The organism is Nocardia sichangensis, assembly GCF_047200615.1.
GTDB lineage: Bacteria > Actinomycetota > Actinomycetes > Mycobacteriales > Mycobacteriaceae > Nocardia > Nocardia sichangensis.
Map to the genome: position 1 here is coordinate 324,851 of NZ_JBJZOK010000005.1, position 23,206 is coordinate 348,056.

At 69.0% G+C, this 23,206-nt stretch carries 22 protein-coding genes; 7 read left to right on the forward strand and 15 right to left on the reverse strand.

The annotated features are described in order from the left end of the window. The first annotated feature begins 46 nt into the window (after window positions 1–46). The gene (locus tag ACL03I_RS09995; protein ID WP_412805716.1) at window positions 47–811 is read left to right on the forward strand and encodes an SDR family oxidoreductase; all 765 of its coding nucleotides are present in this window, start codon (window positions 47–49) and stop codon (window positions 809–811) included. Between the two features lie 22 nt (window positions 812–833). On the opposite strand, the gene ACL03I_RS10000 is transcribed toward ACL03I_RS09995, so the two are convergent. Further along, window positions 834–1,607, reverse strand: a complete 774-nt coding sequence (locus ACL03I_RS10000; RefSeq protein ID WP_412805717.1) for a hypothetical protein — start codon at window positions 1,605–1,607, stop codon at window positions 834–836. Between the two features lie 106 nt (window positions 1,608–1,713). After that, window positions 1,714–3,924: an MMPL family transporter gene (locus ACL03I_RS10005; protein WP_412805718.1), complete on the reverse strand. Its 2,211-nt coding sequence runs from the start codon at window positions 3,922–3,924 to the stop codon at window positions 1,714–1,716. 457 nt (window positions 3,925–4,381) lie between these two features. On the opposite strand from ACL03I_RS10005, the gene ACL03I_RS10010 reads away from it, so the two are divergent. Continuing rightward, window positions 4,382–5,494, forward strand: a complete 1,113-nt coding sequence (locus ACL03I_RS10010) for a lycopene cyclase family protein (RefSeq protein WP_412805719.1) — start codon at window positions 4,382–4,384, stop codon at window positions 5,492–5,494. Beyond that, on the forward strand, window positions 5,491–6,474 hold the full coding sequence (gene ku / locus ACL03I_RS10015) for a non-homologous end joining protein Ku (RefSeq protein WP_412805720.1): 984 nt from the start codon (window positions 5,491–5,493) through the stop codon (window positions 6,472–6,474). Before ACL03I_RS10010 ends, ku begins: the two co-directional genes overlap by 4 nt. Before the next feature lie 33 nt (window positions 6,475–6,507). Here ku and ACL03I_RS10020 read toward each other — a convergent pair whose 3' ends face one another. The 3 genes from ACL03I_RS10020 to ACL03I_RS10030 all read right to left on the reverse strand — a co-directional run bounded on the left by ACL03I_RS10020 (window position 6,508) and on the right by ACL03I_RS10030 (window position 9,557). Next, window positions 6,508–7,191, reverse strand: a complete 684-nt coding sequence (locus ACL03I_RS10020) for a hypothetical protein (RefSeq protein ID WP_355070846.1) — start codon at window positions 7,189–7,191, stop codon at window positions 6,508–6,510. Between the two features lie 19 nt (window positions 7,192–7,210). Further along, window positions 7,211–8,542 carry an NAD(P)/FAD-dependent oxidoreductase gene (locus ACL03I_RS10025; RefSeq protein WP_412805721.1) on the reverse strand — a complete coding sequence of 444 codons (1,332 nt, stop codon included), beginning with the start codon at window positions 8,540–8,542 and terminating at the stop codon, window positions 7,211–7,213. Between the two features lie 148 nt (window positions 8,543–8,690). After that, window positions 8,691–9,557 carry a MetQ/NlpA family ABC transporter substrate-binding protein gene (locus ACL03I_RS10030; RefSeq protein ID WP_412805722.1) on the reverse strand — a complete coding sequence of 289 codons (867 nt, stop codon included), beginning with the start codon at window positions 9,555–9,557 and terminating at the stop codon, window positions 8,691–8,693. A 130-nt stretch (window positions 9,558–9,687) separates the two neighbouring features. Between ACL03I_RS10030 and ACL03I_RS10035 the strand changes: the two genes are divergently transcribed. From ACL03I_RS10035 to ACL03I_RS10045, 3 genes are read left to right on the forward strand one after another with little or no spacing between them, the layout of a single operon-like run. Next, window positions 9,688–10,560 carry a MetQ/NlpA family ABC transporter substrate-binding protein gene (locus tag ACL03I_RS10035; protein WP_397281490.1) on the forward strand — a complete coding sequence of 291 codons (873 nt, stop codon included), beginning with the start codon at window positions 9,688–9,690 and terminating at the stop codon, window positions 10,558–10,560. Then, entirely contained in the window at window positions 10,557–11,573 is a 1,017-nt protein-coding gene (locus ACL03I_RS10040; RefSeq protein WP_364431212.1) for a methionine ABC transporter ATP-binding protein, read from the forward strand. Before ACL03I_RS10035 ends, ACL03I_RS10040 begins: the two co-directional genes overlap by 4 nt. Window positions 11,574–11,584: 11 nt before the next feature. Continuing rightward, a complete protein-coding gene (locus ACL03I_RS10045; RefSeq protein ID WP_195042705.1) occupies window positions 11,585–12,247 on the forward strand; it encodes a methionine ABC transporter permease in 663 nt (220 codons plus the stop codon). 1 nt (window position 12,248) lies between these two features. On the opposite strand, the gene ACL03I_RS10050 is transcribed toward ACL03I_RS10045, so the two are convergent. From ACL03I_RS10050 to ACL03I_RS10095, 10 genes are all read right to left on the reverse strand, one after another. After that, window positions 12,249–12,677, reverse strand: a complete 429-nt coding sequence (locus tag ACL03I_RS10050; protein ID WP_355070838.1) for a DUF4189 domain-containing protein — start codon at window positions 12,675–12,677, stop codon at window positions 12,249–12,251. A 306-nt stretch (window positions 12,678–12,983) separates the two neighbouring features. Then, on the reverse strand, window positions 12,984–13,322 hold the full coding sequence (locus ACL03I_RS10055) for a metal-sulfur cluster assembly factor (protein WP_355071057.1): 339 nt from the start codon (window positions 13,320–13,322) through the stop codon (window positions 12,984–12,986). Window positions 13,323–13,404: 82 nt separating this feature from the next. Next, window positions 13,405–13,872, reverse strand: a complete 468-nt coding sequence (sufU, locus tag ACL03I_RS10060; RefSeq protein WP_356961839.1) for a Fe-S cluster assembly sulfur transfer protein SufU — start codon at window positions 13,870–13,872, stop codon at window positions 13,405–13,407. 3 nt (window positions 13,873–13,875) lie between these two features. Then, complete coding sequence (locus tag ACL03I_RS10065) at window positions 13,876–15,129, reverse strand: cysteine desulfurase (RefSeq protein WP_412805723.1); 1,254 nt, start codon at window positions 15,127–15,129, stop codon at window positions 13,876–13,878. Between the two features lies 1 nt (window position 15,130). Then, window positions 15,131–15,907, reverse strand: a complete 777-nt coding sequence (gene sufC / locus ACL03I_RS10070; RefSeq protein WP_412805724.1) for a Fe-S cluster assembly ATPase SufC — start codon at window positions 15,905–15,907, stop codon at window positions 15,131–15,133. A gap of 37 nt (window positions 15,908–15,944) precedes the next feature. Further along, window positions 15,945–17,123 (reverse strand): Fe-S cluster assembly protein SufD, encoded by a 1,179-nt coding sequence (gene sufD, locus ACL03I_RS10075; protein WP_412805725.1) that lies wholly within the window; start codon window positions 17,121–17,123, stop codon window positions 15,945–15,947. Further along, a complete protein-coding gene (sufB, locus tag ACL03I_RS10080; RefSeq protein WP_355070830.1) occupies window positions 17,123–18,559 on the reverse strand; it encodes a Fe-S cluster assembly protein SufB in 1,437 nt (478 codons plus the stop codon). The genes sufD and sufB overlap by 1 nt, the downstream gene beginning before the upstream one ends. Next, window positions 18,556–19,365 (reverse strand): helix-turn-helix transcriptional regulator, encoded by an 810-nt coding sequence (locus tag ACL03I_RS10085; protein ID WP_397281495.1) that lies wholly within the window; start codon window positions 19,363–19,365, stop codon window positions 18,556–18,558. The genes sufB and ACL03I_RS10085 overlap by 4 nt, the downstream gene beginning before the upstream one ends. A gap of 295 nt (window positions 19,366–19,660) precedes the next feature. After that, window positions 19,661–20,680 carry a zinc-dependent alcohol dehydrogenase gene (locus ACL03I_RS10090; protein ID WP_412805726.1) on the reverse strand — a complete coding sequence of 340 codons (1,020 nt, stop codon included), beginning with the start codon at window positions 20,678–20,680 and terminating at the stop codon, window positions 19,661–19,663. A 40-nt stretch (window positions 20,681–20,720) separates the two neighbouring features. Continuing rightward, on the reverse strand, window positions 20,721–21,401 hold the full coding sequence (locus ACL03I_RS10095) for a TetR/AcrR family transcriptional regulator (RefSeq protein ID WP_412805727.1): 681 nt from the start codon (window positions 21,399–21,401) through the stop codon (window positions 20,721–20,723). 94 nt (window positions 21,402–21,495) lie between these two features. Between ACL03I_RS10095 and mptB the strand changes: the two genes are divergently transcribed. Continuing rightward, window positions 21,496–23,178 carry a polyprenol phosphomannose-dependent alpha 1,6 mannosyltransferase MptB gene (gene mptB / locus ACL03I_RS10100; protein ID WP_355070825.1) on the forward strand — a complete coding sequence of 561 codons (1,683 nt, stop codon included), beginning with the start codon at window positions 21,496–21,498 and terminating at the stop codon, window positions 23,176–23,178. Window positions 23,179–23,206: the final 28 nt, after the last annotated feature.

Genomic DNA, 23,206 nt, shown 5'->3' on the forward strand with positions numbered 1-23,206 from the left:
ACGGCGATAACGGCCCCCGCGGTGGCCTGCGCTACCGTGCGATGCCATGAATACCGATCTATTGGGCAAGAGCGCTCTGGTCACGGGGGCCAGCCGTGGCATCGGCAAGGCGGTCGCGGCGGAGTTGCTCGCCCGCGGCGCGAACGTGCTGATCACCGCGCGGAAGAAGGATCCACTGGAGGAAGCCGCCGCGGAGCTGCGCGAACTGGGGCACCAGGGTCAGGTCGTCGCTCTGGCGGGCAACTCGGGCGTCGCCGAGGATCGATCCGCCGCGGTCGAGCGCGCGGTCACGGAGTTCGGTTCGCTGGACGTCCTGATCAACAACACCGGCATCAACCCGGTCTTCGGCTCCCTGATGGACGCCGACCTCGATGCCGTGCGCAAGATCTTCGACGTGAACGTGGTCGCGGCCCTGGGCTACATCCAGGAGGCGTACAAGGCGTGGATGCGCGACCACGGCGGCGCCGTGGTCAACGTGGCCAGCGTCGCGGGCATCCGCTCGACCGGCGTGATCGCCGCCTACGGCGCGTCCAAGTCCGCGCTGATCCATCTCACCGGTGAGCTCGCCTGGCAGCTGGGGCCGAAAATCCGGGTGAACGCGGTCGCGCCGGGCGTGATCAAGACGAAGTTCGCCGACGCGCTGTACTCGACCGACGAGGAGCGCGCCGCGAGCGTGTACCCGATGAAGCGGCTGGGCAGTCCGGAGGACGTGGCGCGCTTGATCGGATTCCTGGTCTCCGACGAGGCGGCGTGGATCACCGGCGAGACGGTCCGGGTGGACGGCGGGCTGCTCTCCACGGGCGGAATCTGATCGCGAACGGGAGCCGCCCGCGCTAGCGGAACGCCAATGCGCCGATGGTGTCGGCGTGCCGGTAGCGCAGGTACTTCTCGACGGCCGTGGCGTCGACCGCGCCGGTGGCCGTCGCCAGCGTCACCACCACGAATTCCTTCTCGCTGCCGTCCTTCCACTTGCCGGTGGCGTAGCCCTTCAGGTAACTGCCCGGACGCAGCGCGAGGTCGGCGTCGGTGAACCGGCCCTTCGCCGCGGCGGCCCGGCCCTCGTCGGCCATGCCGAGCACGAACTGCGTGAGCATCAGCGCGCCGCCCTCGGCGCGGTACACCAGCTCCGCCGCGTAGACGCAGCCCAGACCGGTGAGTTTGCCCGCCGCCTCGATGGGGTGGCAGTCGGCGTGGTCGCGGCCGTCGACCCACTCGGCGTGCAGTTCGACGCGATCGAACCGGAAGTCCCAGTCCTTCGCGAACTCCGTGTAACTCAACCGGCCCGCCGAAGGGCGCGCACCGCGCGACGACGGGCTCGCCGGCCGCGTGCTGGTACCGCCGCCCGCGCGGGTGGTCGCTTCGGCGGAGGCGACCGCGGCTTGCGGGTGCCCTTCCTCGCGCGGCGCCGGCGCCACTCCGATGCCGACCGCGACCAGCACGGCGACGACGCCGATCACCAGCGCGACGATCACGCCCGTTCGGGACTCGGGCGGCGGCGGCAGGGGCGGCGCTTCCCACACCGGCATCGGGTACGCGCTCGGCGGGGACATGCTTCCCCAGTCCGGCGCGTACCGCGCGTCCTCCGGTTCCCCGGACGGATAGGTCATCGCGGTCGCCCTCCCACATCTCCCGGCAGCCGTCCCACCCCGCGTGGGCCTCCCCGAGCCGCCCGAGCGACCCTACCCGATCGAGCCTGCCCCGATCGCCCCGAAATCAGAGCCGAACGGGCTGGAGCCAGTCCTCGCGCCCCGCGGTCGCCGGAGCGGCAGGAGCCTCCTCCATTCCGAACCGCTCGTGCAGTCGGCGCAGCGGGCCGGGCGCGTACCAGTTCCAGTGGCCGAGCAACTCCATCGCCGCGGGCAACAGGAAGCCGCGCACCAGCGTCGCGTCCACCAGCACGGCGAGTGGAAGCCCGATGCCGAATGCCTTCATGAAGGTGATGTCCGAGGCGAGGAAGCCGAGGAAGACCAGTGAGATCAGGACGGCGGCGGCCGTGACGATCCGGCCGATCCGCTCCAGCCCGGACGTGACGGCCAGCGCGTTGGACCTGGTGCGCAGGTACTCCTCGCGGATGCGGGCCAACAGGAACACCTGGTAGTCCATGGCGAGACCGAACGCGACGCCGAACAGCATCACCGGGACGGTCGGCGGGAGGTCGCCGGTGACGGTGAAGCCGAGCAACCCGGACAGGTGCCCGTCCTGGAAGATCCAGACCAGCGCGCCGAAGGTCGCGGTGAGGCTCAGGAAGCTGAGCACGACGGCCAGCAGCGGCAGCACGGCGCTTCCGGTGAGCAGGAACAGGACCACCACCATGATCAGCACGACGAAGGCCAGCGCGTACGGCAGCGCCGAGACGACCGAGCCGATCGCGTCCGTGTTGGCCGCCGCCACGCCGCCGACCAGCACCGGCGAGGCGGCGGGCGTCGCGCGCACGTCGGCGGCGATCCGATCCAGCACCGTGGGATCGGTGGTGTCCGGGACCACCGTCAGATAGGCGGCGTTCTCGGCGCGGAAGCGGTCGGCGGCCGCGGTTGGCGCGACGAGCAGACCGCCGTGGCTGTAACTGCCGGTGACGGTGTCGACCCGGCGGACGTCCTCGATCTCCGACAGCTCACGAGCGTAGGCGTCCAAGCCTGCGGCGCTGTAAGCGCTTTCGGGCAGCACTACGAACAGCCCGTTCTGCTCGGTGGCGGCGAAGTCGCGCTGGATGGTCTCGGTGACCTGGCGGTTGTTCATCGACTCCGGCAGCGACCGTTCGTCGGGGAAGCCGAGATTCACTCCGAGGAACGGCGCGCCCAGCACGAGCAGCAGGGCGGTGACCCCGAGGCCGATGGGCACCGGCCGCATCATCACGAACCGCGCCAAGCGGTGCCAGGCGCCCTCGCCGGGTGCGGGACGGGCCGCGCGCAGGAACCACCACAACTGACCGTTGTCGATCTTGGTGCCGAGCAGGAACAGGATCGCGGGCAGCACGGTCAGCGACACCGTCGCGGCGATCACCGCCACGGCCAGGCCCGCGTAGCCCATCGACCGCACGGCCAGCAGCGGGAAGAACAGCAGGCCCGACAGCGCGACGGCGACGGTGACGGCCGAGAACGCGACGGTCCGGCCCGCCGAGCGCATGGTGGCGGCCACCGCGGCGGCGGGCTGCTGACCGGCGACCAGTTCGTCGCGGTAGCGGCTGATGATCAGCAGGCTGTAGTCGATCGCCAAGCCGAGGCCGAGCAGGGTGGCGACGTTGGTCGCGGTGGCCGCCAGATCGGTGACGCTCGCGATCAGCCACAGCGCGCCCATGGTGATCATCACCGTGATCATCGCGATCACCAGCGGCAGGCTGGCCGCGACCAAGCCGCCGAACACCAGCAGCAGGGCGATCAGCGTGACCGGGAATGCGATGGATTCGCCCAGCACGACGTCTTTCTCGCTCTGCTGCACCGTCTCGTGCAGCAGCATGGCGTAGCCGCCGACGCGCACCTCGAGCGGGCCGTGGGTGCCGCCGAATCGGTCGGCGAGATCGCCCACCCGCTTGTCGACGTCGGCCTCCTCACCGAGGATGCTGGCCACGATCAAGCCCTTGGTTCCGTCGGTGCTGCGCAGCGTGGGCGATTTGTCGGTCCAGTACGACGTGACGCCCGCGACGCCGGACTCCGACTTCAGCTCGGTGACCAGATTCGTCGCAGCGGTGGCCGCGGCGTCGTCGTCCACCGACCGGCGAGTCTGCACCAGCAGCACGAAATTCGGGGTGGCCTCGCCGAAGGTGTCGCGCAGCACCGCGGTCGCCCGGCTCGATTCGCTGTCGGGGTCGATGTACCCGCCGCCCTGCACTTTGTCGAACAGCGTCGCGCTCAGCGTGCCCATCGCCAGTGCGAGCACCACGAACACGGCCAGGATCCACCGGCTGCGCCGCCTGGTCAGCTCGAACACTCCGTCTACCCCTAACTCGTTCCGGTCGTGCCGCTTTCGCGCTCGGACTCCAGCGGTCGCCGGTCGGCAACCTGCCCGGCGTGCCATCCGCGGCACGCCGGTGCGCCGACACCTGACACTCGGCACCGGAGCCGGATGCGTACGCCAGCGCCCCGGCATCCTAGCAACGCGGGACAAACTGCGGTGAGCCCGAACACATTCCGTCAGTGCGCCCGGTCCGGCCACCTGCCTGCACGCTCCGGCATGGGAAGGCAACCGAGCCAGGCCGGACGCATTTCCGCACGCGGGGCGGGCGATCCGGAATCCGCGACAGCTTTCGCGAAACGTTCACTTCGCGAGTCCGGACCTCCGCGCCGGAACGTGTTCGACGCCGTGGCTGCGCGACGCTCCAGCGAGCAGATGAGAGGCTCGAACCCATGCATCGCAACACGCTCCAGCGGATCCGGACGAGCCCGGCATGAAGCCGGACGTGGTCGTCTGCGGGCTCGGCCCGGCCGGACGCGCCCTCGCGCACCGGGCAGTGGAGCGCGGACTCACGGTCACCGTGGTCGATCCCGCGCCGGAGCGCCGGTGGACGGCCACCTACGCGGTGTGGGCCGACGAACTGCCTGATTGGCTGTCGCCTCGGGTCGTCGCGGCGACGGTACCCCGGCCGATGGCCTGGGGAACGCGCGCTCACCGATTGGACCGCCCGTACGTGGTGCTCGATACCGCCCGGCTGCAAAGGTCGCTGCACCTGGCCGACGCGAGCGTGGTCTCCGAGCGCGCGATCGATGTCGGCCCCGAGCGCGTGACCTTGGCCTCCGGCGCGACGATCACCGGCGGCCGGGTGGTCGACGCGCGCGGACTCGCCCGCTCGCCCGCCCGGGCCGAGCAGACGGCCTACGGCGTCATCGTGGACGCCCGGCGCTGCGCCGGGCTCGAACCGCTGTTCATGGACTGGCGTCCGGACAACGGCGCCGCCCCCGAGGCGCCGCGTTCGTTCCTCTACGCCGTTCCGCTGGACGACGAGCGGGTGCTGCTCGAGGAAACTTGCCTGGCCGGCCGCCCGGCCTTGACCGGTGCGCAACTGCGCACACGCTTGTGGGAGCGCCTCCGCGCCAGAGACGTCCCGCTCACCGGTGACGAACCCGTGGAGCACGTCCGTTTTCCGGTGCAAGGAGGCCGTCCCGGGTCGAGGAGGTTCGGGGCCGCGGGCGGGTTCCTGCATCCGGCGACCGGGTACAGCGTCGGCGCCGCGCTGTCCGCTGCCGACGCGGTGGCCGCGGGCCGGGACGTATGGCCGGCCGCGGCGCGCGTCGTCCACCGGTTGCGCGGCGCCGGGCTGCGCGCGCTGCTGGCGTTGCCGCCCGATGATCTCCCGCTGTTCTTCGACACGTTCTTCGCGCTTCCCCCGGACGCGCAACGCGCGTATCTGTCCGGCCGCACCGACCTCGCCGGCACGGTCGCGGCGATGAGCGCACTGTTCGCCGCGCTCCCGGGACGGCTGCGTCGGCGTGTCGCGACCGCGACACTCGGAGTTCCGGTTCCCTCGCGCGGTCGGTGGGCTTCGGCCATGATGGGGGTATGAGATCGATCTGGAAGGGCTCGATCGCATTCGGGCTGGTGAACGTTCCGGTGAAGGTGTACACCGCCACCGAGGACCACGACATCCGGTTCCATCAGGTGCACGCCAAGGATGGAGGCCGGATCAAATACGACCGCGTCTGCAGCGTGTGCGGCCAATCCGTCCAGTACACCGAGATCGACAAGGCCTACGAGTCGCCGGACGGCGACAAGGTGGTGCTCAGCGACGAGGACTTCGCGAAATTGCCGGTAGCGGAGAAGCACGAGATACCGGTGCTGCAGTTCGTGCCGTCGGACCAGATCGATCCGATCCTGTTCGAGAAGAGCTACTACCTGGAACCGGACTCCAGCACGCCGAAGGCCTACGTCCTGCTGGCCAGGACGCTGGAGCAGATCGAACGCACCGCCCTGGTGTACTTCACGTTGCGGCAGAAGACCCGGCTTGCCGCGCTGCGTGTACGGGAGGGCATTCTGGTGGTCCAGACGCTGCTGTGGCCCGACGAGGTCCGCTCCGTGGAGTTCGAATCCCTCGACGGTGTCGCCGAGCCCAGGCCGCAGGAGATCAAGATGGCCGAGACGCTCGTCGAGGCCATGTCCGACGACTTCGATCCGGAGCAGTTCACCGACGAGTACCAGATCGAGCTCAAACGCCTGCTCGACGAGGCGATCGCCAGCGGAACCGGCAAGGTGCCCGAACAGCCGGAGCTCGCGCCGAGCGGGATGGACGCCGAGGTGGTCGATCTGGTCGCCGCGTTGCAGCGCAGCCTGGAGGCCAGCGGGCGCAGGACGGCGGGCGGCGACGGGGCCGAGCCGAAGAAGACCGCGAAGAAGGCCGCGGCCAAGAGCGCCGAAGGCAAGAGCGGCGGCGCCAAGAGCACGGCAGCCAAGAGCACGGCGTCCAAGAGCGGCGCGTCCAAGAGCGCGGCGAAGAAGACGCCTGCGAAGAAGGCGGCCAAAAAGGCTCCGGCTCGCAAGGGCGCCTGATCTTCCTACGGCGGGGCCGCCACCACCGCCGAATCAGTCTTGTGCCGCGCGCTGCCTGCCCTCTTCGAAGAACTCCAGCAGGGCCGCGACCGTGTTCACCGCGGTGCGGGGCCGGAGCGCGCCGAACGGCGCGTTCCAGAAGTCGCCGGTCCGCGGGGTCCACGGCCCGATGTAGGCGTAGGGCCCGGGATGAGCGTCGTCTCCCGGCGAAACCCCGTAGTTCACCTCGTCGACCGTGCTCGACAGATCGAAATGCTCCGGCCACAGCACCGGTGTCACGCCGGACGCCAGGCACCGCAACGCCTTGTCCCCCAGCGCGAACCAGTCCTCGATCAGCCCCGCCGCCGAGGGATCCACTTCGATCGCCGAATCGGTATCCACGCCGGTGGTGTCCGCATACACCCCTTCCGGCGGCCCGGGTTCGAAACCCGCGGCCTCGGCGACCTCCCGATACGTCCCCTTCAGCCGCACCCGCCCTTCCGGCCACACCAGTTCCTCCCCGACCACCGAAACCGGCCAACGCACACCGGCGAAACCCCGGTGCACGACTGCCAACCGAATGGTGCCGAATTCTCGGTACTGCGGCCCGGCGATCAGCAACTCCGCGACCGCGTGCAGCCCGACGCGCGATCGCCGATACGTCATCTCGTCCACCACCGAATCATCTCCGCTGCCGCCGCCCCACCGCACGGGTTCGGCACGGAAGCGGCCGGTCACCTCCGCGCTGTCACGAAGCTCACCCTGATTTCGCGGAAATCCCCTCGCTGGCGCCGAAGCTGGCTTCCTCGTGACTGACCAGCCCCAGCAGGGCGAGGGGGCGGGGTGTGACCGCGATGGTCAGGTAGGAGACCGTGATCGCCCAGCGGTTGACCGCTCGCGGCACGGCGAACGTGTGGTAAGCGCGGGTCACCGCCTTGGCGGGCAGGCCGGACAGGCGGATGCCCATCGGGTTGGCGACCGCGAAGCGCGGCCCGAGGTCGACGACCAGACCCAGGTCGCGGTGCTTGTAGTCGGCGGCCGTGCCGATGCCCAGGCTCGCCGCGACGTTCCTGGCCAGCGTCTTGCCCTGTCGCGTGGCGTGCTGCGCGGTGGGCGGAGTGATCCGGCCCGGCTTGGTGAGGTCGGGCACCGCCGCCGCGTCGCCGCCCGCGAAGACGTCCGGGTGGCCGGGCACGTTCAGTGTCGCGTCGACGACCAAGCGGCCCTTCTCCAGCGGCAGGCCGAGCGTGCCGAGCACCGGTGCGCCGGTCACACCCGTCACCCAGGCCACCGTGCGGGTGGGCACCACCGTGCCGTCGGTGAGCACGACCGAGTTCTCGTCGAGTTTCGTCAGCGAGGTCTCCAGCCGGATCTCGATGCCGCGTTTGCGCAGCACCTTCAGCACCTTGTCACTGAGCCGCTCGCCGACCTCGGGCATCACCCTCGGCGCCGTGTCGAGCAGAAGGAAACGCACTTCGGCGGGGTCGAACCCACGGCGCGCGGCGTAGGCGTCGGCGAGGGCGCGCAACTGCGCCACGAGCTCGGTGCCCGCGTAGGACGCCCCCACGACCACCACCGTGCGGCGCGCCCGCCGCACCTCGGGGTCCTCCTCGTCGTCGGCGAGTTCGAGCTGGCGCAGCAGCTGCTCGCGCAGGTACAGCGCTTCGGCGACGGTCTTGAGCCCGCGCGCGTGCTCGGCCAGACCCGGTATGTCGAACAGGCGGGTGACCGACCCGGGCGTGAGCACCAGCCGATCCCACGACAGCTGCCGCGGCGGATGATGCTCGTCTTCCACCGTGAGCGTCTTGTTCCGCAGATCGACCGACCTGGCGTTCGCCACCACCAACCGGACCCGCGGCAGCGAATCCGCCAGTGAGATGGCGACGAACCGAGGGTCGATCAGGCCACCGGCCACGTCCGGCAGCAGCGGCGTATAGAGCATGTAGTCGTTGGGCGTGACGAGCACGATTTCGATGTCGTGGTTCGCCTTGGCCACGATGCGGCAGAGCTTCTGGGCGCAGGTGAACCCCGCGAACCCGCTCCCGACGATCACGACCCGCTGCGGGCTCGCAGTGTTCCCATCCGGCACGGAGACCTCCTCGGTGTCAGCTCCCCGACGCGATTCCCGCTCAGGCACATCCGAAACCGCGCTACCGGTCGCCCGTGGCTCCGCCGACCGGCCCATCGGCAGGACCGATTCGTGGTTCGGCAGGCCGAGCGGGCGCGGGGCAGGTTCCCTACCTCCGGAACCGAGCTTCCAGTTCGGCGAGCGTCGCCTGGAGATCGGCCGCGCTGTTGGTTTTGAAGATGCCCTGGTACCCGGTTTCCGCACGGACCGCGGCCTCGACCTCTGGGTCGTGATAGAGCTGCGCGAGTTTCAGCAGCGTCGGGTTGTCCTTGTCGGCGGCGCGGGCGGCGAAGACGTTGATGTACTGCTTCAGTTCCGGACGTTCGGGGTCGTCGGTGTAGATCACCTCGTTGGATGTCAGTCCGGCGGGGCGGGCGAAGGTGTCGTCGACGAACGCGGCGTCCACGCTGCCGAGCGACTGGGCGGTCAGGGTCGGATCGATGGGCGTGAGCTTCACCCGGGAGGCGACCGGGTCGACGTCCTCGATTTTGGAGTCCCAGCTCGCGCCGCCCTTCAGCACGATGAGCCCGGCCGCGGCGAGGCCGAGCAGGGGCCGCACCTGGTTGGCCGGGTTATTGCTCAGGGTGATCTCGCCGCCCTTCGGAATGTCGGCCACCGACTTGTGCTTGCGCGAGTACAGCGTCAGCGGGAAGATCTCGGTCGCGCCGATCGGCACCAGCGTGTCGTTGTTGCGGACGTTGTAATTGGCCAGGTACCGCACGTGCTGGAACTTGTTCAGATCGATGCGCCCCTGCGCCAGGGCCGGATTCGGCTGGTTGTAGTCGGTGAAATTGGTGAACTCCACCGTGATGCCCTGCTCCGCCGCCTTCTTGCGGTAGACCTCCCAGTGCGGCAGCGACAGATCGTTGACCCCGATGTGGACCGCGTCGGATCGGTCTTCACCACCGCAGCCGACCGCGGCGACGGCCAATACGGACACGAGCGGGATCAGCAACAGCCGGAGACGCGAGCGCATTATCAGCAAATTAGACGCTCGTTCAGTTCATGCGGAGGGTTTCGCTCACCACAATCGAAACCGTTGTCGCCCGCTGCGCCCCGTCGCTTGGATTACCGGGTCATATCGCGACGAGCAATCGGGAGCACGAGTGAAATTCCATCGGGTACTGGCGATCCCGGTCCTGGTAGCGACCGCGGCCTTGACCCTGACCGGCTGCGGCGGTGACGACGCTTCCTCGGACAAGGTAGTGCGCATCGGCACCACCGACAAGGATCACTCCTGGGACGTCTTCGAGCAGCGCGCCAAAGACAAGGGCATCACGCTGCGGATCACCAACTTCTCCGACTACAAGCAACCGAATCTCGCGCTGTCGCAGAAACAGATCGACATCAATCTCTTCCAGCATCTGCAATTCCTGGGCGCCTACAACGTCGCGAACAACGACACCCTGACGCCGATCGGTTCCACCTACATCGTGCCGCTGGGCCTCTACTCGAAGAAGCACAAGTCGCCGGCCGACATTCCGCAGGGCGCGGAGATCGCGATCCCGAACGACCCCACCAATCAGGCACGGGCGCTGTTCGTGCTGCAAGCCGCCGGGCTGGTGAAACTGTCGTCCGACACCAAGGCGCCGACCCCTGCCGACATCGACAAGGGCGCGTCCAAAGTGCGCGTCACCCCCGTCGACGCCGCGCAGACCGCGCTGTCGCTGGCCTCGGTCGACGGATCGATCATCAACAACACCTTCCTGGAACGTTCCGGCATCGATCCGCATTCGGCGCTGTACAAGGACGACCCGAAGAATCCCGCCGCGGAGCCGTACATCAACGCGCTGGTCACCCGCGCCGAGGACAAGAACAATCCGGTCTATCTGCAGCTCGCCGAGCTGTGGCACGACCCGGAGGTGCAGAAGGCGCACGACGAGGTGACCAAGGGCACCGCCGTCGAGGTGCGGCGCAGCGGCCAGGAACTCGAGCAGATCCTGCAGCGGGTGCAGCAGACCATCCGCGACGGCAAGTGAGCGACACGGCCGTTCCCGCCGTCGAGTTCCGTTCGGTCACCAAGGTTTTCGGCAAGGGCGCGCAGCGCAATGTAGCGCTCGACAACATCGACCTGCGCATCGAGCAAGGCGAGATCTTCGGCGTGATCGGGTATTCCGGCGCGGGCAAGAGCACGCTGGTGCGGCTGATCAACGCGCTGGAGAAGCCGACGAGCGGCACGGTCGAGATCTCCGGCACACCCATCACCGGCGTGCCGGAGCGCCAAGTGCGGCGGCTGCGGCGCGACATCGGAATGGTGTTCCAGCAATTCAATCTCTTCCGCTCCCGCACGGCCGCGGGAAACGTCGAATATCCGCTGAAGGTGGCGGGCTGGAAGCGCGCCGAACGCAAGGCGCGGGTAGCCGAACTGCTGGAGTTCGTCGGCTTGTCCGACAAGGCGCGCAGTTACCCTGATCAGCTGTCGGGCGGCCAGAAGCAGCGGGTGGGCATCGCCAGAGCGCTGGCCACGTCGCCGTCCTTGCTGCTGGCCGACGAGTCCACCTCGGCACTGGACCCGGAGACGACCGGTGAGGTGCTGCGGCTGCTGCGCAAGATCAATCGCGAACTGGGCGTCACCATCGTGGTCATCACCCACGAGATGGACGTCATCCGCGCGGTGGCCGACCGGGTCGCGGTGCTCGCCGAAGGACGCATCGTGGAACTCGCCGACACCTTCGAGGTGTTCGCCACGCCGCAGGCGGCCCCCACCCGCTCCTTCGTCGAGACCGTCCTGCACAACCGCCCCTCCGAGAAGGAACTGCGCCGCCTCGCCGGTCGCCATGGGGGCCGTTTGGTCACCGTCGACGTGGACGACGAGCGCGGCATCGGCGCGGCGCTGGCCGCCGCGGCGCACGCCGAGGTCAGGTTCGAGGTGGTCTACGGCGGGGTGAGCAGCCTGCAGGAGAAGACCTTCGGCAGTCTCACCCTGGCGCTGCACGGCCCCGACGACGCCGTCGACAAGGTGGTCGCCGAACTCGAGCGCCGGTCGGCCTGAAAGGAGTTGCCATGCATACCGATTGGGACAAACTCCGGCCGGTGCTGAACGAAGCGATCGGCACCACGCTCTATCTGGTGGCGCTCACTTTCGTGGTCGGCGGCTTCATCGGGTTGCTGCTCGGCACCGCGCTCTACACCACCCGCAAGGGCGGTTTGCTGGCGAACGCGCCGATCAACCTGCTGCTCAACGTGCTCGTCAACGTGGTGCGCCCGATCCCGTTCATCATCCTGCTCGCCGCGCTCGGCCCGGTGACGCTGGAGGTGGTGGGTACCACGATCGGCACCGAGGCGGCGGCCTTCGTCATGATCGTCGCGGCGTCGTTCGGCATCGCGCGCATCGTGGAACAGAACCTGGTGACGGTCGATCCCGGCGTGATCGAGGCGGCGCGCGCGGTGGGCGCGGGACCGCTGCGCATCATCCTGACGCTGCTGATCCCCGAGGCGCTCGGGCCGCTCATCCTGGGCTACACCTTCGTGGTGATCGCCATCGTGGACATGTCCGCGATGGCGGGCACCGTCGGCGGCGGCGGTCTCGGCGATTTCGCCCTCGTCTACGGCTATCAGCGCTTCGACTGGCAGGTCACGCTCGTCGCGACGCTGATCATCATCGCGGGCGTACAGGGCATCCAGTTCTTCGGCAACTGGCTGGCGCGGAAAGTCCTGCGCCGCTGAGCTACCCGGCGGTCGAGGTGCACGCCGTCAAGCGCACGCTCGCGGGCCGGGGAATCGCGCTGCCGAGACTCGGGAACGGCGGGGCACTGGGACCGAGGACATCGATGGCCCGGCGTTCGGCTTCGGCGCGGGTGGGTCCCCACGCCCATCCGTGCTTGCCGTCGGCGCCGCGCACGACAGACCCGCAGGCGTTCCAGAACTGCACGACCGTCTGGCAATCGGTGACACCGCATTGGGCGCGTGCCGCGGCATCGGCGGCGGCCGCGCTCGCATAGTCCACCGCCGATGTGACCGCGCCGGTGCTGGGCGAAAGCGCCAGCGCGCCATAGTAGGTCGCCGCATGCGCCGCACCCGCGGGAGCGCCGACCACGGCGCAGGTGGCGGCGGAGACCGCCGCGAGCCCGAGGGCAGCCTTGTGCGGCACCGACATGTGAGGATCCTCCCCGTTCCGAACGACTCGAAGCTCAAATCTTCATTCGGCCCGTGGGCTTTTGTCGAAATGGGCACTTCCCACCATCGGCGGGTGCGCCGGATCGACCCGCGCGACGAACCCCTTTTTCGAGCGTCCGTCTTCGCCGAGAGCGGAGCGCCGGTCGATTCGGCCGTGCGCGCTCAGGTCGGAACGCGTCGATGATCGTCCCCGAGCGCTCCGCCGGGAAGGCGCATGCGGCGGATACGACTCAGCCGCCGGGCGCCTTGTTCAGGCGCTACCGGCGGCTGCGTCAGTTGCGGCGAATTACACCGTGAAGCCGAGGGCGCGCAACTGTTCGCGGCCGTCCTCGGTGATCTTGTCCGGACCCCACGGCGGCATCCAGACCCAGTTGATCTTCAAGTCCTCCACCAGGCCGCTGCGCACCAGCGCGTTGCGGGACTGGTCCTCGATGACGTCGGTCAGCGGGCAGGCCGCCGAAGTCAGCGTCATATCCAGGACCGCGGTGCTGTCCTCCTCGACGCGCAATCCGTAGACCAAGCCGAGGTCGACGACGTTGATGCCGAGTTCCGGGTCGACGACGTCACGCATCGCCTCTTCGATGTCCTCGAGCAGCTTGATGTCCTCGGCGGACAGCTCGGGCAAATCGGCGGCCGGCGCGGCCTGTTCGGTCTGCTCGGTGGCCGGTGTGTCACTCATGACGCTTCCCCGTTTTCCATCGGACGGTTCAGTTCTCTTCCGCGGCCGGCGCGGGCTGCTCGGGGCCGATCCTGAGGACGGCGTCCTTGAACGCCATCCACCCGAGCAACGCGCACTTCACCCGCGCTGGGTATTTCGAGACGCCTGCCAAGGCGACGCCGTCGCCGATCACGTCCTCGTCGCCCTCGATGGTGCCGCGGCTGGAGATCATCTCACTGTAGGAGTCGACCACCTTCAGCGCCTGCTGCACCGGAAGCCCGATCACCTGATCGGCGAGGATCGAGGTGGCCGCCTGGCTGATCGAGCAACCCTGGCCGTCGTAGGAGACGTCGGTGACGTCGCCGTTGTCGTCGAGCTGCACGCGCAGGGTCACCTCGTCGCCGCAGGTCGGGTTCACGTGGTGCACCTCGGCCCCGAACGGCTCGCGCAGCCCCCGATGGTGCGGGTGCTTGTAGTGATCCAGGATCACTTCCTGGTACATCTGCTCCATGCGCATGATCTATGCAACCCCGAAGAAGCTCTGGGCCTTCCGCACCGCGGCGACCAGCGCGTCCACCTCGGCGAGCGTGTTGTAGACCGCGAACGAGGCGCGTGCGGTCGCGGCGACGCCGAAACGCCGGTGCAGCGGCCACGCGCAGTGATGGCCCACCCGGATGGCCACGCCCTCGTCGTCCAGGATCTGCCCCACGTCGTGGGCGTGGATGCCGTCCACCACGAACGACACCGCGCCGCCACGATCGATGTTCTCGGCAGGCCCGATGATCCGCACGCCGTCGATCCCGGCCAGCCCGTCCAGCGCCGCGCCGACCAGCGTGTGCTCGTGCGCGGCGACGGCGTCCATGCCGATCTCTTCCAGATACCGCACGGCCGCGCCCAATCCGACCACCTGGGAGGTCATCGGCACGCCCGCCTCGAAGCGCTGCGGCGGCGGCGCGTAGGTGCTGTGGTCCATGAAGACCGTCTCGATCATGGACCCGCCGGTGATGAACGGCGGCATCTCCTCCAGCAGCGAGCGGCGAGCGAAGAGCACGCCGACACCGGAGGGGCCGAGCATCTTGTGCCCGGAGAACGCGGCGAAATCCACACCGAGCACGCGGAAGTCGACCGGCATGTGCGGCACCGACTGGCAGGCGTCGAGCACGACCAGCGCGCCCACCGCCTTCGCCCGGCGGACCAGCTCCTCGACCGGAGCGACCGCGCCGGTGACGTTGGACTGGTGGGTGAACGCGACCACCTTGGTGGCGGGCGACAGTTCCAGCGAATCCAGGTCGATCCGGCCTTCGTCGGTCACGCCGTACCACTTCAGCGTGGCACCGGTGCGGCGGGCCAGCTCCTGCCAGGGCACCAGATTCGCGTGGTGTTCCAGCTCGGTGATCACGATCTCGTCGCCAGGGCCCACGTGGTGCGGGAACCGGTCGTCGGCGAAGGCATAGGTCACCAAATTCAGCGACTCGGTGGCGTTCTTGGTGAACACGATCTCGCCCGCGTCCACCCCGACGAACCGCGCGATGTCGGCCCGCGCGCCCTCGTAGGCGTCGGTCGCCTCCTCGGCCAGCTGGTGCGCACCGCGGTGCACCGCCGAGTTGCTGGTGATCAGGAAGTCGCGTTCGGCTTCGAGCACCTCGATCGGCCGCTGCGCGGTCGCGCCGGAGTCCAGGTACACCAACGGTTTCCCGTCCCGGACCGTGCGGTTCAGGATCGGGAAGTCGGCCCGGATACGGGCGACGTCGAGGGTGCGGACCGTAGCGGTCATATCAAGCTCCAGCGGTGGCGGTCTGAGTGAAACGAACGTAGCCGTTGGCGTCGAGTTCCTCGGCGAGCTCGGCGCCGCCCTCGGCGACGATGCGGCCGCCGACGAAGACGTGCACGAACTCCGGCTGGATGTAGCGCAGGATGCGGGTGTAGTGCGTGATCAGCAGGATGCCGCCGTTCTCGCGCTCTTTGTAGCGGTTGACGCCCTCGGAGACGATGCGCAGCGCGTCGACGTCCAGACCCGAGTCGGTCTCGTCCAGGATCGCGATCTTCGGCTTGAGCAGGCCGAGCTGGAGGATCTCGTGGCGCTTCTTCTCGCCGCCGGAGAAGCCCTCGTTCACGCTGCGCTCGGCGAAGGCGGCGTCGATCTCCAGTTCGCTCATCGACTCCTTCACCTCCTTGACCCAGTGCCGCAGCTTGGGGGCCTCGCCGCGCACGGCGGTGGCGGCGGTGCGCAGGAAGTTCGACATCGAGACGCCGGGAACCTCGACCGGGTACTGCATGGCGAGGAACAGGCCCGCACGGGCGCGCTCGTCCACCGACATCGCCAGCACGTCCTCGCCGTCGAGCGTGATCGAGCCGGAGGTCACCGTGTACTTCGGGTGACCGGCGATCGCGTAGGACAGCGTCGACTTGCCGGAGCCGTTCGGGCCCATGATGGCGTGCGTCTCACCGGACTTCACCGTGAGGTGCACGCCCTTGAGGATCTTGATGGGCTCGCCGGACTCGTCGGGGTTCGCGACCTCGACATGCAGGTCCTTGATTTCCAGGGTGGTCATCGAATTCGAATTCCTTTGCCAGGTATGGGGTCGTTGATCAGGCGCCGATGGCGGCGAGTTCGGCCTCGATGGCCGCCTCCAGCCGCTCCCGGACCTCGGGCACCGCGATCTTCTGGATGATCTCGTGGAAGAAACCGCGCACCACCAGGCGGCGGGCGGCGTCCTCCGGGATGCCGCGGGCGCGCAGGTAGAACAGCTGCTCGTCGTCGAACCTGCCGGTCGCGGACGCGTGTCCGGCGCCGACGATCTCGCCGGTCTCGATCTCCAGGTTCGGCACCGAGTCCGCCCGCGCGCCGTCGGTGAGCACCAGGTTGCGGTTCACCTCGAAGGTGTCGGTGCCCTCGGCGGCGGCGCGGATGAGCACGTCGCCGACCCACACGGTGCGGGCGTCGCCCTTGGGCGAGTGCGGGTCGCCTTGCAGCGCGCCCTTGTACAGCACATTCGACTTGCAGTTCGGCACGGCGTGGTCGACGAGCAGACGCTGCTCGAAGTGCTGGCCCGCGTCGGCGAAGTAGAGGCCGAGCAGTTCGGCGTCGCCGCCGGGGCCGTCGTAGCGGACGTTGCCGGTGAGGCGCACCAGATCACCGCCCAGGGTGACCGAGGTGTGCCGCAGCGTGGCGTCGCGGCCGAGCTTCGCGTGGTGGGCGGTGGCGTGCACCGCGTCGTCGGCCCAGTCCTGCACGGCCACCACGGTCAGCTTGGCGGAATCGCCGAGCACGAATTCCACGTTCTCCGCGTAGGTTCCGCTGCCGCGCTGGTCGATGACCACGGTGGCCTTGGCGAAGTGCTCCAGCCGGATCTGCAGGTGCCCGTAGGCGGTCTTGCCCTCGCCGGGCCCGGTGATCGTGACCGTCACCGGTTCGGCGACCTCGACCTCCTTGCCGACCGTCACGACGGTGGCCTGCTCGAAGCCCGAGTACGCCTGCGCGGCAACGCGATCGGACGGCACGCCGGCCTCGCCGAGGCGGGCGTCGGAGCGTTCGACCGTCTCCACCGTGACGCCCTCGGCCGCCGCGACCTCGACGCTCGTGCGGCCGTCCCCGACCGCGGTGCCGTCCTGCAGTCCACGCAGACGGCGCAGCGGGGTGAACCGCCACGCCTCGTCCTTCGCGGAAGGCACTTCGAAGGCGTTCACGTCGAACGACGTGAAGACCTCGCCCTTGTTGATCGCAGGGGTACGAGCCTCGGCGGCTTCGGCTACGTTCTCCACGGCCATCAGCCGACGGCTCCTTCCATCTGCAGTTCGATCAGGCGGTTCAGCTCGAGCGCGTATTCCATGGGCAGTTCCTTGGCGATCGGCTCGACGAAGCCGCGCACCACCATGGCCATCGCCTCGTCCTCGGTGAGGCCGCGGCTCATCAGGTAGAACAGCTGGTCCTCGGAGACCTTCGAGACGGTCGCCTCGTGACCCATGGTCACGTCGTCCTCGCGGATGTCGACGTAGGGGTAGGTGTCGGAGCGGCTGATCGTGTCGACCAGCAGCGCGTCGCACTTCACCGTCGACTTCGAGCCATGGGCGCCCTTGTTCACTTGCACCAGCCCGCGGTAGGAGGCCCGGCCGCCGCCGCGCGCCACCGACTTCGACACGATGGTCGAGGAGGTGTGCGGCGCGAGGTGCAGCATCTTCGCACCGGTGTCCTGGTGCTGGCCCTCGCCGGCGAACGCCACCGACAGCACTTCGCCCTTGGCGTACTCGCCGGTCATCCAGACCGCCGGGTACTTCATGGTGACCTTGGAACCGATGTTGCCGTCGATCCACTCCATGGTCGCGCCCGCCTCGGCCTTGGCCCGCTTGGTGACCAGGTTGTAGACGTTGTTCGACCAGTTCTGGATGGTGGTGTAGCGGCAGCGGCCGCCCTTCTTCACGATGATCTCCACCACTGCGGAGTGCAGCGAGTCCGACTTGTAGATCGGCGCGGTGCAGCCCTCGACGTAGTGCACGTAGGCGCCCTCGTCGACGATGATCAGGGTGCGCTCGAACTGGCCCATGTTCTCGGTGTTGATCCGGAAGTAGGCCTGCAGCGGGATGTCGACGTGCACGCCCGGCGGCACGTAGATGAACGAGCCGCCCGACCACACGGACGTGTTCAGCGCGGAGAACTTGTTGTCGCCCGCGGGGATCACCGAGCCGAAGTACTGCTGGAAGATCTCCGGGTGCTCTTTCAGACCGGTGTCGGTGTCAAGGAAGATCACGCCCTGGGCCTCCAGGTCCTCGCGGATCTGGTGGTACACGACCTCGGACTCGTACTGCGCGGCGACACCGGCGACCAGCCGCTGCTTCTCCGCTTCGGGGATGCCCAGCTTGTCGTAGGTGTTCTTGATGTCCTCGGGCAGCTCGTCCCAGGACGCGGCCTGCTTCTCGGTCGAGCGCACGAAGTACTTGATGTTGTCGAAGTCGATGCCGTCGAGGTTGGAGCCCCAGATCGGCATGGGCTTGCGATCGAAGATGCGTAGCGCCTTCAGCCGCTGTTCGAGCATCCATTCCGGCTCGTTCTTCTTCGCCGAGATGTCGCGGACAACCGCCTCGGACAGACCTCGTTGCGCGCTGGCGCCGGCCACATCCGAATCGGCCCAGCCGTAACCGTATTTGCCCAGGGAGGCGATCGCCTCTTCCTGGGTGAGCGGTTGCACCTGGTCGGTGGTCGTCGTCATTCGGCACTCCTTCCGGAGTCGTTCGTTCGTACCGCTGCGGGCTGTGCAGCGGTTGGTGCTGAAGTTTCGGTCCGGCCTGCGGGCAGGACGAGCAGCGGCACGTGCGTAGTGCACGCGCAATCGCCGTTGGCGATCGTGGCCAGCCGCTGCACATGGGTGCCGAGCAGCTCACGGAACGCCTCGAGCTCCGCCGCGCACAGCTGCGGGAACTCCTCGGCGACGTGCGCCACGGGGCAGTGGTGCTGGCAGATCTGCACGCCGGTGCCCACCTTGCGGGTGGTGGCCGCGAACCCGGCGTCGGTGAACGCCTCGGCGATCTCCTCGGCCTTGGCCGTGGTCTGTTCCGTGGTGTGCTCACCGACCGGTTCGATCCCGGCCACGATAGTGCGTGCTCGTTTGCGGGCGAACTCGGTGATGGCCTGTTCGCCGCCGATCTCTCCGAGCTGCCGGATGGCGGCTCCGGCCAGATCGTCGTAGGCGTGGCCGAGTTTGCCGCGTCCGGCCGCGGTGAGCTGGTACTGCTTGGCCGGGCGGCCCCGGCCTTTCTGCTGCCAGGGCGCCGATCGACCGGCCCGCGCCTGACCCGAATCGATCAGCGCGTCCAAGTGCCTGCGCACGCCCGCCGGGGCCAGGCCGAGCCGGTTCCCGATGGCGGTGGCGGTGATCGGTCCTTCCTCCAGCAGCAGCTGGACGATGGCCGCTCGGGTATGCCCTTCGCCGCCGACCGTCGCGGGCGCAGCAACCGACCCGGCGTCGGCCTTGCGACCGGCTCCTTCGTCGTTCCTCCGCAAACCCACGGTTTTCACAACATCAGTGTGGCGGAATTCGTTCCCGAAAGCTAATAAGGGTGCCCTGAGTCAGCGGCCCCGTCGACCTGCGGCGATTCCGGCACGGTGGAGGGCCTCATGCCGCGTGCCGGACAGGTGTCCACCCGATGCGATGCCGGGTCGCAGCACAACTTTTCCGGCTGACCTGCGCAGAAAAAACGCCGCTCGGAACCAGGCGAGCCGCGTCCGCACGACTCCGGGCGTCGAGCGTCGAGCGGACAGCCCTCCTATCGGGGTCGGGGACAGGGCACGCAGTGCGATTCGTCACAGGCGCTCAGCGCACGGCGACCAGTTTCATCGGCGTCTCCAGCAGCGCGTCCACCGCCTCGTCCCACGCGGCCGTCACGGTGGTGACCAGCGACGGGTCGAAGCGCCCCGCGGCGACGAGATCGAGCACCTCGGGAATGACCGGGCGGACGTGCGCGCGACCTGTGTGGAAGGTGCAGCAGCGGGTGTACATGTCCAGGATCGGCAGGGCGACATCCTGCGACTGCACGCTGACGCTCGTGCACCAGCCGTCGTACGCCGCCGCATCGATCGCCGCGCGCAGCGCCTTCGCCCCGCCGGCCGCCTCGACCACGATCGGGAACCGTCCCACCCGGGCGTCGCGCGGGCCTTCGATCGCCTCGGCGCCGAGCGATTTCGCGATCTCGAGCCGCTGGTCGGAGTCGTCGAGATAGACCACACGGGCGGAGCCGAGCGCGACCGCGAGCCCGGCGGCGTACAGACCGATCGACGGCGCGGCGGGGCCGCCGATCACCAGGACTTCGGCGGCGGGATCGGCGGCCAGCTGGGGGCCGACCGAGCGGTAGGCGTCCGGGATGTTGTCGCTGGCGCTGGCCACTGCGGCCGGGTCGACGCCGGAGGGCAGCAGGACCAGCATGGCGTCGGCGTGCGGCACGAGCGCGAGGTCGGCCCACAACCCGCCCCAGTCCAGCCCGCCCATCGGACCGAGGCCGAAACTGGACAGCCGCGGATGGCTGGTGCAGTTCCCGGTCCGGCCGCGCGCGCACGCCCGGCAGGCGCCGCACGAGATCTGGAACGGCACCACCACGAGGTCGCCCACCGCGACGTCGCGGACCTCCGGCCCCACCTCGACCACTTCGGCGACTCCCTCGTGCCCGAAGGGATACGGCCCGGGTAGCGGGAAGGCGCCGCGCAGCACGGCCGGATCGATGTCGCAGGTGGCCAGCGCGACCGGCCGCACGAGCGCCTGATCGGGCCCGCTCAGTACGGGTTCGGGGTGGTCTTCCCAGCGCATCGCACCGGGGCCGGTCAGCATCAGTCGCTTCATCGTCCGAGTGTCGCTAGAACGTTCTTTCTAGTCAACGGCTTCACTTCGAATCTCCCTGTCCGCGCGCATTTCCGGAAAATTTCCGGTCGACAGTGACCGCATCGGCTTCGATTTCGTCCGAACCTTCCGCCGCCGAGACCGCGCCACCGATTCCCGCCGCCGCGAATGTCGCCCGGATCAGCCGCTCCATCGACTTCGCGACCGTGCGCAGCGGTGCGTCCGTCTGGCGGATCCGGGCCAGGATGGTGGCCCCCTCGTAGGCGGCGACCACCGTGGCGGCGAGTTCGGCCGCATCCTCCCCGCCGAGGCCGAGTTCGGCGAGCAGCCCGGCGAACGCCTGCTCCATCGTGTCGAAGGCGCGCACACAGGCCGAGCGCACCGCCGCCACGTCGCTGCCGCCGTCCAGCGCGGGCGTCCCGATCGGGCACCCGTCGGTCCATTCCGAATCCGCGAGCTTGCCCACCATGAATTCGAACAGCGTGGCCAAGGTGGCGAAGACGTCGGTCGGCGCCTGCCGGATCATCCGGCCGGTCAGCACGCCGGTCCCGGTGATCGCCGCGACCGCGATCTCCTCCTTGCCGCCCGGAAAGTGGTGGTAGATCGAGCCGTACGGCAGTTCGGCCGCCTCGCTCAACGCCTTCAGACCGAACCCGTGATACCCGTGCCGCGCCAGCAGCCCGGAGGCGGCCACCTCGATCCGCCGCCTGGACTCCGAAACCATGCGTCGATTGTGCCGTGTGAGCGGGGCGGGCCCGGGCGGAACGACCGGGGTCCGTTCGCGGTGTGTGCTCGCCGTTCGAACTAGGCTTCGTGGCGTGGCGGTACTGGAGGGCGCGCGGCGCAGGACACTGGCGTTCGGGCGCCGGGCACTCGGACTCGACGTGCCCGCGGCCGATCACACGATCGCGGTGTTGCATCGCGACGAGTCGGAGGTGCCCGGTCTCGATCGCAAGGAGCTGGCGCAGCTCGACCGGATCCGGCTGATGGGCGCGACCGGCACGGTGCTGATGGCGATCAGCGCGCTGGGCATCGGCGCGCAGCCGGTGCACCAGAACCCCACGTCCGGCGTCCGGGTGCTTGGCATCTTCGCCCGCGCCCATACCGGCTCGCTGGCCATGTGCATGACCGGCACCGTCGTCGTGGTGCTGGCCTGGCTGCTGCTGGGCCGGTTCGCGGTGGGCGGTATCGGCGGTTCACCACTGCACCGGCTGACCCGATCGCAACTCGATCGCACGCTGCTGCTGTGGCTGATCCCGCTCAGCGTCGCTCCTCCGCTGTTCAGCAACGACGTCTACTCCTATCTGGCGCAGAGCGAGATCGCCGCGCGCGGCATCGACCCCTACGAGGAAGGCCCGGTCGCGGGGCTCGGGATCGACAACGTCCTCACCAACAACGTCCCGACCATCTGGCGTGACACCCCCGCGCCCTATGGCCCGCTGTTCCTTTGGATCGGCCGCGGCATCGCCGAACTCACCGGCGACAACATCATCGCGGGCGTGTGGGTGCACCGGATCCTCGCGCTCGGCGGCGTCGCGCTGATCGTCTGGGCACTGCCCCGGCTCTCGGTGCGCTGCGGCGTCGCGCCGGTCAGCGCGCTGTGGCTCGGCGCGGCCAACCCGCTCGTGCTGTTCCATCTGGTCGGCGGCGTGCACAACGACGCGCTGATGCTCGGCCTGATGCTGGCGGGCCTGGAGTTCTGCCTGCGCGCCATCGAGGACACCCACCCGTTCGACGGCCGCGCCTATGCGCGGCTGATCGGCGGCGCGGTCATCATCACGCTGTCGTCGTCGATCAAGTTCACCTCGATCATCGCGCTCGGTTTCGTCGGCATGGCGCTGGCTCGCAGGTGGGGAGCCTCACTGCGCACGGTGGCCATCGCGGCCGCCATGCTCGGCGCGATAGCCATCGGCACAACGCTTTTCATCAGTTCGGTGAGCGGGCTCGGCTTCGGCTGGATCTACACGCTGAACACCGCGAGCGTGGTGCGCAGCTGGATGTCGCTGCCCACGGTGCTGGGCATCATCACCGGATTCGGCGGCGTGCTGCTCGGGCTCGGCGATCACACCACCGCGCTGCTGAGCATCACCCGCCCGATCGCGGCACTGGTCGCGGGCTTCTTCACCGTGCGCATGCTGGTCGCCACCGGCACCGGGCGGCTGCATCCGGTCGGCGCGCTCGGCGTGGCGCTCGGCGCGATCGTGCTGCTTTTCCCGGTGGTGCAGCCCTGGTATCTGCTGTGGGCGATCGTCCCGATGGCCGCGTGGGCGACCAGGCCGGTGTTCCGCGTTCCGGCGGTGGCGTTCTCGGCGATCGTGAGCGTGATCCTGATGCCGCGCGGCGCCGATCTCGAGGTGTTCCAGATCGTGGGCGCCGCGATCGCCACCGTGATCGTCGGGGTGCTGTTCATCGTGATCACGCGCAATTCGCTGCCCTGGCGCGGGCAGACGGGGGTGTCGGCTCCGTCACAGGTGCCCACCTCTTACGGTGTGACATCGTGACCGAGCGTGGCGAGGGAGCCGTCTACAC

What these genes read in the sequence shown, in the direction of transcription:
- sufD (WP_412805725.1), bottom strand. Translation starts at nt 17,123, where the DNA reads ATGGCCGTGGAGAACGTAGCCGAAGCCGCCGAGGCTCGTACCCCTGCG.
- ACL03I_RS10045 (WP_195042705.1), top strand. Translation starts at nt 11,585, where the DNA reads ATGCATACCGATTGGGACAAACTCCGGCCGGTGCTGAACGAAGCGATC.
- ACL03I_RS10010 (WP_412805719.1), top strand. Translation starts at nt 4,382, where the DNA reads ATGAAGCCGGACGTGGTCGTCTGCGGGCTCGGCCCGGCCGGACGCGCC.
- ACL03I_RS10030 (WP_412805722.1), bottom strand. Translation starts at nt 9,557, where the DNA reads ATGCGCTCGCGTCTCCGGCTGTTGCTGATCCCGCTCGTGTCCGTATTG.
- ACL03I_RS09995 (WP_412805716.1), top strand. Translation starts at nt 47, where the DNA reads ATGAATACCGATCTATTGGGCAAGAGCGCTCTGGTCACGGGGGCCAGC.
- sufC (WP_412805724.1), bottom strand. Translation starts at nt 15,907, where the DNA reads ATGACCACCCTGGAAATCAAGGACCTGCATGTCGAGGTCGCGAACCCC.
- ACL03I_RS10000 (WP_412805717.1), bottom strand. Translation starts at nt 1,607, where the DNA reads ATGACCTATCCGTCCGGGGAACCGGAGGACGCGCGGTACGCGCCGGAC.
- sufB (WP_355070830.1), bottom strand. Translation starts at nt 18,559, where the DNA reads ATGACGACGACCACCGACCAGGTGCAACCGCTCACCCAGGAAGAGGCG.
- ku (WP_412805720.1), top strand. Translation starts at nt 5,491, where the DNA reads ATGAGATCGATCTGGAAGGGCTCGATCGCATTCGGGCTGGTGAACGTT.
- ACL03I_RS10095 (WP_412805727.1), bottom strand. Translation starts at nt 21,401, where the DNA reads ATGGTTTCGGAGTCCAGGCGGCGGATCGAGGTGGCCGCCTCCGGGCTG.
- sufU (WP_356961839.1), bottom strand. Translation starts at nt 13,872, where the DNA reads ATGCGCATGGAGCAGATGTACCAGGAAGTGATCCTGGATCACTACAAG.
- ACL03I_RS10090 (WP_412805726.1), bottom strand. Translation starts at nt 20,680, where the DNA reads ATGAAGCGACTGATGCTGACCGGCCCCGGTGCGATGCGCTGGGAAGAC.
- ACL03I_RS10050 (WP_355070838.1), bottom strand. Translation starts at nt 12,677, where the DNA reads ATGTCGGTGCCGCACAAGGCTGCCCTCGGGCTCGCGGCGGTCTCCGCC.
- ACL03I_RS10065 (WP_412805723.1), bottom strand. Translation starts at nt 15,129, where the DNA reads ATGACCGCTACGGTCCGCACCCTCGACGTCGCCCGTATCCGGGCCGAC.